Genomic DNA, 13,025 nt, shown 5'->3' on the forward strand with positions numbered 1-13,025 from the left:
TAACTTAGAGGTGATTAGAGTTGGTTCATAATGAAAGTGTACTGGATAGCGGGACTACAAACCATTATTTGAACTATACTTGGAAGAAAAAATTAATCTTCTTGAGTCTGGCGGCTATGACAGGAGTCCTCGCTCTCTATGCCATCAGCGCCGGCTCAGCAGAGCTCTCCCCCTGGCAAGTCTTATTAACCTTACTCGGTCAAACAGAGGGGCAGTCTCAAATTATTATCTGGTCAATCCGCCTGCCTCGTGTGCTGTCAGCCATGGTCGCCGGCATAGGTTTGGCAACTGCTGGTTCTGTGATGCAAACAATCCTCAGAAATCCCTTAGCATCTCCCAGTACTCTGGGCATTGCACAAGGCGCAGCCTTTGGGGCGGCTCTGGCCATCATAGGTCTGGGAGCAGGCAGTACTCCAAGTACCGGCGGTGGAGCCCTGCTCATAAATAACCCCTATATTGTCACGATTTCTGCCTTTATAGCAGCAATGCTCACGACATTGATTATTCTGTTTTTGGCTCAATATAAGGGAGTGTCACCAGAATCAATGGTCTTGGCCGGAGTTGCCCTGGGATCTCTTTTTTCGGCGGCCACCATGCTCCTGCAGTATTTTACTAATGATGTCAATGTGGCCGCGGTGGTTTTTTGGACCTTCGGGGATATCGGGCGGGCCGCCTGGGGAGAGTTAGGGATTATGACCTGTGTGGTCTGCGGATCCTTAATCTTTTTCCTCTTTAACCGCTGGAATTACAATGCCTTGGACAGTGGGGCAGAGACTGCCAAGGGTCTAGGCGTCAACGTAGAGAAAACGAGACAGTGGGGGATGTTCTTTGCCTCTTTGATTACAGCTACCGTCGTGTCCTTTTTAGGAATTATCGCCTTCATAGGTCTCGTGGCTCCCCACCTGGTGAAGCGCTTGATTGGCGGAGATAATCGCTTTCTGATACCGGCCTCTGGAATTATGGGGGCCTTGTTGCTGCTGGCAGCAGATACTTTGGCCAGAAGGATCATCGCCCCTGTGGTTTTGCCTGTAGGGGCAGTAACTTCTTTTCTCGGCGCACCCCTTTTCCTTTATCTGCTGGTGAGGGGGGCTAAACTGCGATGATCTTAGCTGTTAACGGGGTAGAATTTAGCTACAGCTCCCGCATAATCCTGGATAAGGTGGGCTTTTCTGTGCAAAAAGGGGAGTTTCTCTCCATTTTAGGGAACAATGGTGCAGGCAAATCCACCCTGCTCAAGACTTTGAACAGAATTTTACTGCCCCAAAAAGGCAGTATCTTATTGGACAACCAAGAGGTGTCTAAGCTGAGTCGCTTGGCTATAGCGCTAAAGATGGCCTACGTCTCCCAGCACTACGAGAGCAATCGGCAAACTGTCTTTGATGCAGTCTTATTAGGCCGCAAGCCTCATATAAAGTGGGAGGCCGCAGCCTCAGATTTGGCTTTGGTCCAAGGGGTATTGGCCAAAACCGGACTGGAAGAGTATGCTCTTCGCTACTTAGATGAACTGAGCGGAGGGGAACTGCAGAAGGTGATTATTGCCAGGGCCTTGGCTCAAGAACCTGAGGTACTGTTATTAGATGAGCCTACCAGCAACTTGGATTTAAGGAATCAAATCGAAGTGTTGAGAACCATTCAAACTGCCGCTAAGGAAAAAAATATTGCGGTAGTTGCTGTAATGCACGATTTAAATCTGGCTTTACGCTTCTCAGATAAGTTTCTGTTATTGCAGAACACCCAGGTCTTTGCCGCCGGAGGCCCGGAAGTGATGACGGCAGCAAATATCTCTCAGGCTTATGGAGTTCCGGTAAGTGTGGAGCGGGTACAGAATCAGATGGTCGTGATTCCAACTTAAGGTACATATCAGATCGTCTTCTGAAGTTATAAAGAAAAATTTCGAGCTGCAAAGATAAAAAGGTTGACTCCTCAAAAATAAGGAGTCAACTTTTATATTAAAAAGGAGGGTTTCAGTTCCGTCAGACCCAGTAACATTGTGACGGTCAGATCAAAATATTCTTAAGTCTGAATAGCGATATTCCCGATGAAGAGGAACTTTTTAAGCTTTGCAGGTGGATATATATGCACGTAAGATGCAGGCAGAAAAATTATGGAAGGTAGACTTAAGGTCATCTTAAATTAGTTAGTATCTATTAGACACCTCCTTGTAAATGAAAAAAACCCTGGAAGATATAACCAGACTTAGCGTCTAGTCAAGACCTCCATGGTCATTACATTTAGGATTTATAACTATAGTCATTATATTCTACATAAATAGGATTATTCCTTCTAGAAAGAAAAGAAATTTTTGAATTTTATAATAAGCAGCAAATTGTAAAGAAAAAAATTATATTGACAATTATACATTATAAACAAAACCATCCAAAATATAGATAATATGACGGATCATAAAGATCCTGCCAAATCCATGAAGGTCTGGAAACCATGGAGGTTTGACTTGAGAAAGTCGACTCTGTGGTTTTTTTGTTTAACAGAAAGCCTAACTGGGATTCTGACAGAGGGGTGATAGTTGGAAAAAATTGATTAAGCAGTTTATTGAGTCTCATAAAAACGTCAGCAACAAGCAGGATTCCGGTATTATAATGAAGTTTACTTCTATAAATAATAATCGAAGAGAGATATTCTTTAGCCTAGGCCAATAGGTCGGCCTATTCTGGTTCAGAAAATCAGCGTAGAATTTAATTTCTAAAATCTCGAGTATCTTGGCAGGAGAATTAAGCAGGATTGTAGAATAGTCAGTAAAACTTATATTGCTAAGCAAGACCATGAAGGTGTTTGCAGAAACCATGGAGGTTTGACTCATTAGGGTCAACTTTGTGGTTTTTTTGTTTATTTGAGGGAGGGTGAGAGCGAAAATTATCTCAAAATATTAAACTATTTAAAAATATTTACTCGACGGACAAAGAATATGATATGATTTAGAATAATTGGAGGGGATATTATGCATATGGCAGATGCTTTGATTTCACCGGTTGTGGGTGGAGCCATGTGGGCAGCAACTGCAGGAGTTGCCGCCTATTCCATTAAGAAAGTACAAACCGAGATGGACGAAAAAAAGATTCCTTTAATGGGGGTCATGGGAGCTTTTATTTTTGCTTCTCAGATGATTAATTTCACCATCCCGGCAACCGGCTCCAGCGGTCATATTGGAGGAGGACTTATTCTAGCAATCTTATTAGGACCTTATGCCGGTTTTCTGACTATAGCCTCGGTGCTGGCCATACAAGCCTTGTTTTTTGCCGATGGAGGCTTGCTGGCCTATGGGTGTAATGTGTTCAATATGGGCTTTTTCTCATGTTTTATAGCTTACCCTCTAATTTATAAAGTCTTAATGAAAAAGGAGTATTCCACAACGCGCATATTTTTGGCCTCGGTTCTAACGGCAGTTATCGGTCTGCAGTTGGGGGCCTTCGGAGTTGTTTTAGAAACCCTCTTTTCGGGAAAAACTGAGCTGCCTTTTGGAACCTTTGTTTTATTAATGCAGCCAATTCATTTGGCAATTGGTGTGGTAGAGGGTCTTGTCACGGCGGCTATCGTAACCTATATTTGGAACGCCCGGCCGGAAATTATTGAAAAGGCTTCCTCAGGAGAAGCTATCGGGAATATCTCTATTAAAAAGGTTGTTGCTGGTTTGGTAGCGGCTGCTGTGGTTACAGGAGCAGGATTATCCTGGTTCGCTTCTTCTAACCCGGATGGTCTAGAATGGGCTATGATTAAGACAGCGGGAACAGCCGAGCTGGAAGCAACCGATGGTCTTCATCAGCAATTGTCGGACTTACAGTCTAAAACAGCATTTCTGCCGGATTATTCTTTTAAGGCTAGTGAAGATGAGCCTGAACCAAGTGGGGGAGAAGGGGAAGAAGCTTGGCCTGCTGTTAGCGGAGGAACCAGCACTTCCGGCTTAGTAGGCGGAAGTCTGACCTTGATTTTAGCTGCTCTTATTGGTGGAGGCATTAGTTTAATGAAACGTAGAAGGTATAGAATAAACTCATAAAAGTCTCCTCAACACTTAAGCAAGTTAAGGCACACCTACGTAGAGAAGTAGTTGTCTTGGAATTGAAGATTAGGATAGGATAGTTGATATGGCAAACATCGCAGATTCAATCTACAACATGCGCTTGCTTGATGATCTGGCTCGGCAGGAAACCGTGATCCACAAGCTGCATCCTTTAATAAAATTATTAACCACAGTTAGTTATTTAACTGTGGTTGTCTCCTTTGGCCGATATGAGGTTGCCGGCTTGCTGCCCTTGTTCTTTTATCCGGTGATGGTTTTGGCTTTAGCTGAACTACCGGTTAGGCCTATTTTGTTAAGGATCTTGCTGGTCTCTCCCTTTATTATAGGTATAGGAATACTTAACCCCGTCTTTGACCAGCAGACCTTTGAGTTGGCTGGAAGAGAGTTTTCCAGGGGATGGGTTACTTTTCTTTCTATTTTGTTAAAAAGTGGTCTAACCGTAACAGCTGCTTTGCTGCTCATTGCCACTACGGGAATGGATCGACTTGCCGGGGCCTTAAGAATTCTGAAAGTACCTCGTATATTTGTACTCCAACTTCTTTTAACCTATCGCTATATCTCCGTGCTGATGGAGGAGGTGGCTCGCACCTTAAGAGCCTACTCACTGCGGGCACCGAAACAAAAAGGTGTACATAGAAGTGCTTGGGGTTCCCTGGCCGGTCAGCTGCTTTTGCGCACCTTTGACAGAGCACAGCGTATTTACGAAGCCATGTGTTTAAGAGGGTTTGCCGGGGAGTACCATAGTGGGGAAATTAATAAAATTTGTGGCTGGGATTGGGCTTATTTAGGGGGATGGGTTGGGTTCTTTGTACTGGCGAGAATTTATAATATCCCCCTGTTAATAGGTTCATTGCTAACAGGAGTGATTAGATGAGTCATCATAAACTTGAGGTCAAAAATCTCCATTTCAATTATCCTGATGGACATAATGCCGTTAAGGGAATGTCTTTCAGCATTCATCACGGAGAGTCTGTGGGAATCATAGGAGCCAATGGGGCAGGAAAATCGACACTTTTAATGTTGCTTATGGGGGTTCTCTTTCCAAGTCAGGGCGAGGTTTGTGTGGGAGATGTTCAGGTTACCAAAAAGACCTTGCCAATGATTCGGCAAAGGCTGGGAATGGTCTTTCAGGATCCGGATGACCAGCTGTTTATGAACACCGTCTACGATGACGTTGCTTTTGGGCCTCGGAACTATAAGCTTAATGAAAAGGAAGTTGAGAAGCGTGTCCTTAATGCTTTAGAGGTAGTTGGGATACTTCACTTGAAGGATCGAGCGCCTTTTAAATTATCCGGCGGAGAAAAGCGAGCTGCCGCTATAGCTTCAGTACTTTCCATGCAGCCTGATATTTTAGTGATGGATGAACCGTCAGCGGCCCTGGATCCTAAATCCAGACGAAGGGTGATGGAGCTGCTGAGAAGCTTCAAGCACACAAAAATTGTCACCAGCCATGATCTGGACATGATTTATGAGATGTGTGACCGAACCATTGTCATCAAAAATGGGGCGATTGCCGCTGATGGAGTTACTTCTGAAGTTCTGGTGAATGCCGAATTGATGGATGCCTGTGGACTTGAGGTACCCTTGGCCCTGCAAAACTGTCCCGTTTGCGGATCAAAGAAATAAAGTGTTGTGGAAAGTGTTGTGGAAGTGTTGTGGGGACGGTCCTTTTAACACATTATATGTGCTTTAAAAGGACTGTCCCTTTTTCCTTTGATTGAGACCCCTCATCCAATGATAATATTAAGCCCATAGATGAGAGCCTAATTCCCCAGATGCTATTATAAAATAAAAGGATATTTCTAACAAATAAGGTAATATAAATCTTTTACTAATAAACCCTGGTTTACATTTTTTTAAGCTTAATCGGGAATTTTAAACAAGAGCAAAAATGAATTTGTGGAGGTGCTTTGTTAAATGCCAATGATTAATTTTGATGGACCCGTTCTTACTATTGATCAGAAACGAAGTCTTATTCATGGAATGAGTCAGGCTGCTTCTCAAGCTTTAGGAATTCCAATGGCAGCTTTTACTGTAACTCTGGATGAACACGAATACAGTAATATGGGTATTGGTGGGGAAGTGCTAACCGAAACCGCTTATTGGGATAAGTACAAAGAAATTAGAGACTAATCATAGTTTATTTTATGCAGGCGGCCTTTTGGGGCCGCTTATATGATTTCTAGACTCTTTTTAGAAAATAACTATTACCTCATAAGTAGTTTAATAATGCTTTTTTTAATATACACTTTCCTGAAATTGTGATAATATTATTAATAAAGAATTGTTAAAAATAATGAATATAAAAGAGGAAATACTATAAAGAGAGAAGGGGTATCTAATGCCTACGAAGAAAGAAGTAGAACAGGTTTTAGAGAACCGGGATTGGGATACACTCAAGCATTGGGCTAGCGAACATAGAAATGTCTATCGTCAGTTGATGACCCGGATCTATGTTAAAGATGGGCTTATCTTTTGGAGAGCTGTAGAAGGGCTGGGATTTTTAGTTCGTGAAATCGAAAAGCTTAAACCCGCCTTTGCTGTGGAGCTTGTTAGGAGATATTTTTGGATGCTTAATGATGAATCCGGAGGGACAGCTTGGAATGCATCGGAGGCCATCGGGAGCCTCTTAGCCTATAATCCCAAGACTTGCGGGCATTTTAATTGGATGCTTTCCGGTTTGCTGGTTGATGAGAGTTTAAAGGATGGGGCTTTATGGGGATTGGCTCAATTAGCCCAAACTGCGCCGCACTTGGTTGATCCTCTGGAGGAACGCATAAGCCCCTTATTAGAGGACGAGGAACCCTTCGTTAGGGGGTTGGCTGCGCTGATTTATTCATTACTGAGGAATCCTCATGATGACTTTGCCCTTTATCGCGAGCAGGGCCCGAAATGGCGGGTTTCTGCTGAGCTGGATCAACGTCTAAAAAACGATCAAGCTAAGCTGGAAATCTATCAAGGCGGAAAATTTGTCAGTTATTCCGTTCAGGAACTTTGGCAGGTTCCAACCCTTGCCTATTGGTCAGAACAGGTGACAATCAATGACCTGGAGGTTGAAATAACAGCTGCTTCCAGTGCTAAAGGACTATGTTGGTTAGGAATCGAACCAATAGCTACAGAGGAAGAGTCTTTACGGGCCTGGGCATCACGCCGGTTCCCAAAATGGTTTCTCATCAAAAAACGAGAACCTAATGTGGTAGTTTTTCGTCAGTTAACAGAGTATCTCGCCGGCAAGCGACAGGAGTTTACAATCCCCCTTCATCAGATAGGGACCCCTTTTCAACTTCAGGTATGGGAAGAGCTGCTGCGGATACCCTATGGAGAGACACGCAGCTATGGGGATATAGCTGCAAAGGTGGGTAACCCAAAAGGTTCGAGAGCAGTGGGCATGGCCAATAATCAAAATCCCCTTGGAATTGTGGTTCCCTGTCATCGAGTGATTGGTAAGAACGGAAGTTTGACTGGATATGCAGGGGGCTTAAATGTCAAAGCAAAGCTTTTGGAACTGGAAGGTGCCAACAGATCCAGGCCTTAAAGAAAAAGCGGCAGACGCTTAGCTTTAAGCATCCCCCACTTCTAAGTTAAACAGAACAACTATTTTGGTCGAATAAATTATCGTCCGAATCTCTGAGGATAGACAAAGAATACCGTCAGTTCTAAACAATTATTTTCCGAAGAGCAGAAGATTTGGATAACCTAATCTAAAAAGGTGGGTGAGCAGTATGGAAAAAGAATCTCTTTTTACCGGAATAGAACACATAGGAATTAAGGCCTTAGACCTGGAGAAGGCCGTTAGCTTTTACCAAGAGGTGCTTGGCTTTAAATACTTAAGACGGATTAAACCGGGCCAGGTTCAATTGGTTTTCTTAGAATTAGGGGGCACAGTAATAGAGCTTGTGGAGGTCATTGAGAGCTATCGGTTTGAAGATGGAGTTGTCAATCACTTAGCTATTCAAGTATCCGACATATTCAAGGCAATTGAACACTTAAAAGATCAGCAGGTAGAAATGGATAGTTTTGAGCCCATGCCAATAGGGGAAGGGCGATATAACTTCTTCTTCAGGGGGCCGAGTGGAGAGAGATTAGAACTGTATCAGGTATAGTTAAGAAGATCAGTGTAATAATGTTGATCAAAGATGGCTGGCCCGCCTCCAGTATGCCAAAAAACAATCTCCTCCGGAAGTTCTCTGCTTTTCTGCTGCATGAGGTTTTTGACTGCTGCGACTCCTTTGGCAGTATAGACGGGATCAAAGAGGATACCGTCAGTTCGAAAACACTCAATTATGACCTCAGAAGAGGGGGGCGTGGGTAAGCCATATCCTGCTCCAATAAAGTCGGAGGTAATCTCAAAAGTGGGTAGAGGACAAGAGGTTTGGAGCAAGTCCAAGATTTCAGAGGCTAGCTGTTGTACCCGAGAATATAATTGATCCGAAATCGATATGACGTTGACTCCTATGAGACGAAGAGGTTGAGGCAAAAGGGTATTGGCGGCAACTAACCCAGCCAGAGTCCCTGCGCTGCCAACGGAGCAGACAAGAGTCTTAGGAGTCCAGCCTTGTTCTTTTGCTTGCTCCATAAGCTCGAAAAAAGCAAGGAAATACCCCATGGACCCAAGGGCATTTGAGCCACCGAGGGGAATTATATAAGGATGGCGGCCTTGGAAGCTCCTTTCAGAAGAAATACGTTCCACTGCTTCAGCAAGAGGTTCTTCACCGCAGGCAATGATTTCGGCGCCGGCTAAGCGATCTAAGAGGAGGTTGCCGCCCCATTCGGAGGGCATCTCTCCTGGGATAACTATGATGGACGAGAGGTTTAGCATTGCTGAAATTACAGCAGTGAGTCGGGCGTGATTGGACTGGGGTGCTCCGGATGTGATAATGAGATCTGCCTTGTGATTTAAAGCATCGGCCAATAAAAATTCTAATTTGCGCAGTTTGTTTCCTCCAAGGCCAAAGGGTGTCAGGTCATCCCGCTTCCAATGTAAGGAATCCTTGCCCCAGGCAAGGCGACTTTTTTGAAGGGGGGTAGGAGAATTCATTAAAGAGATTCGAGCTGGAAGAGGCAATTTTGCTAATTGCAATTTATTCATAGGGCACCTCCTAGGGCTATCATTGCTATATCCTTCTATAAAAGTTAGGGAATCCCTTTTAAGTTGCTTATTATAGAGGGAATCAATCTTGCAAAGAACAATTCATGTGGTAATATTATCCTAGAGATACGAGGAATTGATGAACATCTACCTGAAGCAAAGTAGCAGTAATACCTTTACATTGGGTGGAAGTCTAGAAGACTGGTAAAGTGGGAGGCGAAGACCAGATGTATATACAGAGGACGATAAAGTTAAAGTATCGATTTTCCCTGATCTATTCATCAATCTAAAACCTATATTCGACAGAATTGATTTATGATGCAAAGGCATTTTTCAACAGAGAAATGTAACTTAAACAGGTTATATCAACAGAAACTTACAAAATTGACCCTTTATATAGAAGTAGAGGTCTTGAAGGCTGGATGACAATGCAGAGAAAAAGGTACCACACTTTTAATGAGCACTTACGTAATCGTTTCCAAGAGAAGATCTTTAAGGTTTCCTTAGACGCCGGATTTACCTGCCCAAACCGGGATGGAACCCTAGGGCGGAATGGGTGCGTCTATTGCAGCGAGCGCGGCTCCGGAGATTTTGCCGGAGATCAGAGGTTGACGTTGCATGAACAATTTATTGAAGTGCGAGAACGGATGAGGAAGAAATGGCCTAATGCAAAATACATAGCCTATTTTCAAGCCTATACTAATACCTATGCCTCTCTTGCACGATTACGGGAGGTCTATGAGGAAGCCTTGGCAGAAGAGAATGTTCTGGGGCTTTCAATTTCAACCAGGCCGGATTGTTTACCGGAGGATGTGCTGGATTACCTGGCAGAATTAAATCAGCGTACTTATTTATGGATAGAACTAGGCTTGCAAAGTAGTCATGACCGCACGATGGAATGGATCCGTCGGGGACACAATTATGAGCAATTCCTACTGGGAGTTAAGGAATTACGCCAACGAAGGATACAGGTTTGCGCACATATAATTTTAGGGTTGCCTGGCGAATCAAGGACTGAAATGCTGGAAACTGCCCGAGCAGTTGCCAGCTTGCCTATTCAAGGGATAAAAATTCATCTTTTACATGTTTTAAAAGGAACTCCTTTGGCTGATATTTATCAAAGAGAGCCGTTTGAACTGATGACTAAAGAGGACTACGTTACCTTGGTTGTTGATATTCTGGAAATCTTGCCTTCCGAGATGGTAATTCACCGTTTGACCGGAGATGGCCCTCCAGAGGATCTCATTGGACCACTCTGGAGTCGTAAAAAATGGGAAGTTCTCAATGCCATTGATGCTGAGTTAGTGCGGCGGGATACCTGGCAAGGGAAGAAAGCTGAGCGGGAGGTAAAGAAAATAGCGACCCATAAAGGTCGCTAATGGAGAAGGAGAAAGATTAAACAATATTAAGGATTAAGTTTGGGCCGTGGAAACATGGCCTGAGACATAGGGTTATTATAGCAAGAGTTTACCGGTTTCGGGTGGGGCGGCGTTAGTTTAACACCAGGCGCTAAATTCAAGTAGCGTTTGATATCTGAATTTGCATCGAGAATCTTTTGTGCTATTTGGTCGTTATTGAGACGTTCCATATTGCACTCACCCCTTTCACTTTAATTATGGTGTCTCGTAATGGACGAGTTTTCCTTCCCAAGTTCGTAAAACGGCGTGCTGTTCATCAAGGGATACCAGGTATTGTGGTAATATGGGTGTCTTGCCACCGCCCTTAGGGGCATTTATAATATAAGTTGGGACTGCAAGTCCTGAGGTGTATCCTCGCAGCTGGTCCATAACCTTGAGCCCGTCTTGAATTCGAGGAACGAAGTGACGAGTCCCCTTGACATTTTTGGCGTGGAAAATATAGTAAGGGCGAACCCTAATTTTGAGTAATTCGTGGTTGAGTTTTTTCATAACCTCTGGTTCGTGATTAATCCCTTTGAGTAAAACTGCCTGGTTACCTAAGACAACCCCGGCTGAAATTAGTTTATCAGCCGCTTTTTTAGCGTCTTTCGTAACTTCCTTGGGGTGATTAAACTGAGTGTTAATATAAAGGGGTGGGTATTTAGCGAGTATTGAACATAGTTCATCCGTTATGCGCATTGGCAAAGTCACAGGTGCTCTTGTGCCTAGACGCTTAATCTCTACGTGAGGAATAGCATGGAGTTCTCCCAGCAGCCAGTCCAGGGTGAGGTCGTTAAGCAGTAAGGCGTCTCCGCCGGTTACTAGGACATCTCGAATCTCGGGATTAGCACGGATATAATCCAGGGCAGCTTTAAGTTGGGTTCGAGGAGAATGTGTATCGTTTTCGCCAATATTACGTCTGCGCTGGCAGTGTCTGCAGTACATAGCACACATATTAGTGACGTTTATAATTAAACGATCCGGATAACGTCTGGTGATACAGGGAGCGGGGGAGGTAATTCCTTCGCCCATAGGATCATCTTCTCCAAAGTCTTCGGCAAGTTCAGGCAGAGTGGGCAATCCTTGCAGCCTGATTGGATCTAGGGGATCAGTATCACTCATTAAACTAAGATAATAAGGAGATACTGCCCAACGGTAAGTTTTTCCCACCCGCTCAATTTCCTCACATTGATCCATAGTTAATCCCGGAAGAAGAGCGTTCAGGACATGAGCCTCAGTGATTCTGTGAGCCATTTGCCAGTGCCAATTTTCCCAGTCTTCCAGTGTGGCGTTGAAATAGCTTAAAATATTTCCACGGCGGGATTCGTAGGCGTCTGAAAGTAAAAATCCCGTAGGTACTTTTGGGGAATTATTTATGAATGGAAGTATCATTTGTTTAAGCTCATCCGCACGCTTAAGTGCATATTGTCGAAATGTACCGGAACGTTCTTGGAGTTCGACAGCCATGAGATATCCCTCCTCTATTTGTTTTCCAAAATTATGCTGCGTATCCATCTGTGCTTTCATTAGTGCGAGAGTCTTTAAGAAGTGTGATGAAAACAAAAAGAGAACCAATCAAATTTTGTCGGCTCCCAAAAGAAATAAACGCAAATATCACGAATATCGTGTCTTTCAACGCTTACGAGGTTAGCTGTCGGGTTCGAGCTGAAAAACTGCTCTACGCCATTAGGCGATTCACCCCAAGAATTGGTTCCCCCGTTTTCCTTTTGGAAATTCAGCAAATGGATTAATTATTTATTTTACTGACAACCTTATCTTATCACAAGGGTTGTTACCTGTCAAGAGCATGATGTCACCAAGATTTGGCTATGTTATAATAGGAAGATATTTATAGGGTTAATAGCCCAATGGGTAAGGGGTTGAATAGATTGGAAAAGGCTCGGTATCAGGAAATTGCCATTGATATAGCTCACGCAATCATGATGGGAGAATATCATGAGGGAGTAAAAATTCACGGCCGTTCAACATTAGCAGGGCGGTATAATGTTTCGCCAGAAACCATACGCCGGGCCATAGCAGTTTTACAAAATGTTGGGGTGGTTGTGGTCAGTCAGGGTGTGGGAATAACTGTTACTTCAAAGGCTATGGCTGAAAAGTTTGTTAAGTCCTTTGATCAAAAAGGAGAAATTCAAGTCTTTGTTGAAGATCTTAAGAAGCTTATGGATCAAAGGCGTGAAATTGATATTAAGATTGAAAGCCATTTAAATAAATTCCTGGGTTATACCGATCGCCTAATGTCACGGTGGTTAGATGTTGGAGAAATCGAAATCGGGAAGGAATCTCCTGCTATCGGCAAGACTCTGCAGGAATTGAAAATTCGAGAGCGGACAGGGGCCACGATTGTTGCGGTGGTTCGCGACGGGGTGGAACAATTTTCTCCGGACGCTAGTTTTGTCCTGCGAGGAGAGGATGTCTTATTGGCTGCAGGCTCGGCTGAAGGACAACTGAAATTGAGGGCAATTCTATAATTTGGATGGAGTAATGT

At 43.7% G+C, this 13,025-nt stretch carries 13 protein-coding genes and 1 riboswitch; of the genes, 10 read left to right on the forward strand and 3 right to left on the reverse strand.

What is annotated here, in order from left to right; translation table 11 throughout:
- The first annotated feature begins 20 nt into the window (after positions 1-20).
- From DESMER_RS02865 to DESMER_RS02900, 8 genes are all read left to right on the forward strand, one after another.
- On the forward strand, positions 21-1,103 hold the full coding sequence (locus tag DESMER_RS02865) for a FecCD family ABC transporter permease (protein WP_014901558.1): 1,083 nt from the start codon (positions 21-23) through the stop codon (positions 1,101-1,103).
- Entirely contained in the window at positions 1,100-1,852 is a 753-nt protein-coding gene (locus DESMER_RS02870; protein ID WP_014901559.1) for an ABC transporter ATP-binding protein, read from the forward strand. Before DESMER_RS02865 ends, DESMER_RS02870 begins: the two co-directional genes overlap by 4 nt.
- A 1,104-nt stretch (positions 1,853-2,956) precedes the next feature.
- Positions 2,957-4,009 (forward strand): energy-coupling factor ABC transporter permease, encoded by a 1,053-nt coding sequence (locus tag DESMER_RS02875; RefSeq protein WP_014901560.1) that lies wholly within the window; start codon positions 2,957-2,959, stop codon positions 4,007-4,009.
- An 88-nt stretch (positions 4,010-4,097) separates the two neighbouring features.
- A complete protein-coding gene (cbiQ, locus tag DESMER_RS02880) occupies positions 4,098-4,907 on the forward strand; it encodes a cobalt ECF transporter T component CbiQ (protein ID WP_014901561.1) in 810 nt (269 codons plus the stop codon).
- The gene (locus DESMER_RS02885) at positions 4,904-5,659 is read left to right on the forward strand and encodes an energy-coupling factor ABC transporter ATP-binding protein (RefSeq protein ID WP_014901562.1); all 756 of its coding nucleotides are present in this window, start codon (positions 4,904-4,906) and stop codon (positions 5,657-5,659) included. The genes cbiQ and DESMER_RS02885 overlap by 4 nt, the downstream gene beginning before the upstream one ends.
- Before the next feature lie 291 nt (positions 5,660-5,950).
- Positions 5,951-6,166: a tautomerase family protein gene (locus DESMER_RS02890; protein WP_014901563.1), complete on the forward strand. Its 216-nt coding sequence runs from the start codon at positions 5,951-5,953 to the stop codon at positions 6,164-6,166.
- Between the two features lie 208 nt (positions 6,167-6,374).
- Positions 6,375-7,568, forward strand: a complete 1,194-nt coding sequence (locus DESMER_RS02895; protein ID WP_014901564.1) for a DVU0298 family protein — start codon at positions 6,375-6,377, stop codon at positions 7,566-7,568.
- A gap of 187 nt (positions 7,569-7,755) precedes the next feature.
- Positions 7,756-8,136 (forward strand): VOC family protein, encoded by a 381-nt coding sequence (locus DESMER_RS02900; RefSeq protein WP_014901565.1) that lies wholly within the window; start codon positions 7,756-7,758, stop codon positions 8,134-8,136.
- Here the strand turns inward: DESMER_RS02900 and DESMER_RS02905 are convergent.
- Positions 8,127-9,122: a D-cysteine desulfhydrase family protein gene (locus tag DESMER_RS02905; protein ID WP_014901566.1), complete on the reverse strand. Its 996-nt coding sequence runs from the start codon at positions 9,120-9,122 to the stop codon at positions 8,127-8,129. The two genes, DESMER_RS02900 and DESMER_RS02905, sit on opposite strands and share 10 nt — an antisense overlap.
- A gap of 428 nt (positions 9,123-9,550) precedes the next feature.
- On the opposite strand from DESMER_RS02905, the gene mnmL reads away from it, so the two are divergent.
- Complete coding sequence (gene mnmL / locus DESMER_RS02910; protein ID WP_014901567.1) at positions 9,551-10,501, forward strand: tRNA modification radical SAM protein MnmL/YtqA; 951 nt, start codon at positions 9,551-9,553, stop codon at positions 10,499-10,501.
- Positions 10,502-10,527: 26 nt separating this feature from the next.
- On the opposite strand, the gene DESMER_RS02915 is transcribed toward mnmL, so the two are convergent.
- Together DESMER_RS02915 and eam are read right to left on the reverse strand one after the other, a co-directional pair.
- On the reverse strand, positions 10,528-10,710 hold the full coding sequence (locus DESMER_RS02915; RefSeq protein ID WP_014901568.1) for a hypothetical protein: 183 nt from the start codon (positions 10,708-10,710) through the stop codon (positions 10,528-10,530).
- Positions 10,711-10,735: 25 nt separating this feature from the next.
- Positions 10,736-11,986: a glutamate 2,3-aminomutase gene (gene eam / locus DESMER_RS02920; protein WP_014901569.1), complete on the reverse strand. Its 1,251-nt coding sequence runs from the start codon at positions 11,984-11,986 to the stop codon at positions 10,736-10,738.
- A 153-nt stretch (positions 11,987-12,139) separates the two neighbouring features.
- Positions 12,140-12,270: riboswitch (cyclic di-AMP (ydaO/yuaA leader) on the reverse strand.
- Between the two features lie 138 nt (positions 12,271-12,408).
- On the opposite strand from eam, the gene DESMER_RS02925 reads away from it, so the two are divergent.
- The gene (locus DESMER_RS02925) at positions 12,409-13,008 is read left to right on the forward strand and encodes a GntR family transcriptional regulator (protein WP_042333311.1); all 600 of its coding nucleotides are present in this window, start codon (positions 12,409-12,411) and stop codon (positions 13,006-13,008) included.
- The last annotated feature ends 17 nt before the right edge of the window (positions 13,009-13,025 follow it).

The sequence above is a fragment of the Desulfosporosinus meridiei DSM 13257 genome (assembly GCF_000231385.2).
Taxonomy (GTDB): domain Bacteria; phylum Bacillota; class Desulfitobacteriia; order Desulfitobacteriales; family Desulfitobacteriaceae; genus Desulfosporosinus; species Desulfosporosinus meridiei.

Coding starts and splice junctions, on each gene's coding strand:
- mnmL (WP_014901567.1), top strand. CDS start 9,551: ATGCAGAGAAAAAGGTACCACACTTTTAATGAGCACTTACGTAATCGT.
- DESMER_RS02875 (WP_014901560.1), top strand. CDS start 2,957: ATGCATATGGCAGATGCTTTGATTTCACCGGTTGTGGGTGGAGCCATG.
- cbiQ (WP_014901561.1), top strand. CDS start 4,098: ATGGCAAACATCGCAGATTCAATCTACAACATGCGCTTGCTTGATGAT.
- eam (WP_014901569.1), bottom strand. CDS start 11,986: ATGGCTGTCGAACTCCAAGAACGTTCCGGTACATTTCGACAATATGCA.
- DESMER_RS02905 (WP_014901566.1), bottom strand. CDS start 9,122: ATGAATAAATTGCAATTAGCAAAATTGCCTCTTCCAGCTCGAATCTCT.
- DESMER_RS02915 (WP_014901568.1), bottom strand. CDS start 10,710: ATGGAACGTCTCAATAACGACCAAATAGCACAAAAGATTCTCGATGCA.
- DESMER_RS02885 (WP_014901562.1), top strand. CDS start 4,904: ATGAGTCATCATAAACTTGAGGTCAAAAATCTCCATTTCAATTATCCT.
- DESMER_RS02870 (WP_014901559.1), top strand. CDS start 1,100: ATGATCTTAGCTGTTAACGGGGTAGAATTTAGCTACAGCTCCCGCATA.
- DESMER_RS02890 (WP_014901563.1), top strand. CDS start 5,951: ATGCCAATGATTAATTTTGATGGACCCGTTCTTACTATTGATCAGAAA.
- DESMER_RS02895 (WP_014901564.1), top strand. CDS start 6,375: ATGCCTACGAAGAAAGAAGTAGAACAGGTTTTAGAGAACCGGGATTGG.
- DESMER_RS02900 (WP_014901565.1), top strand. CDS start 7,756: ATGGAAAAAGAATCTCTTTTTACCGGAATAGAACACATAGGAATTAAG.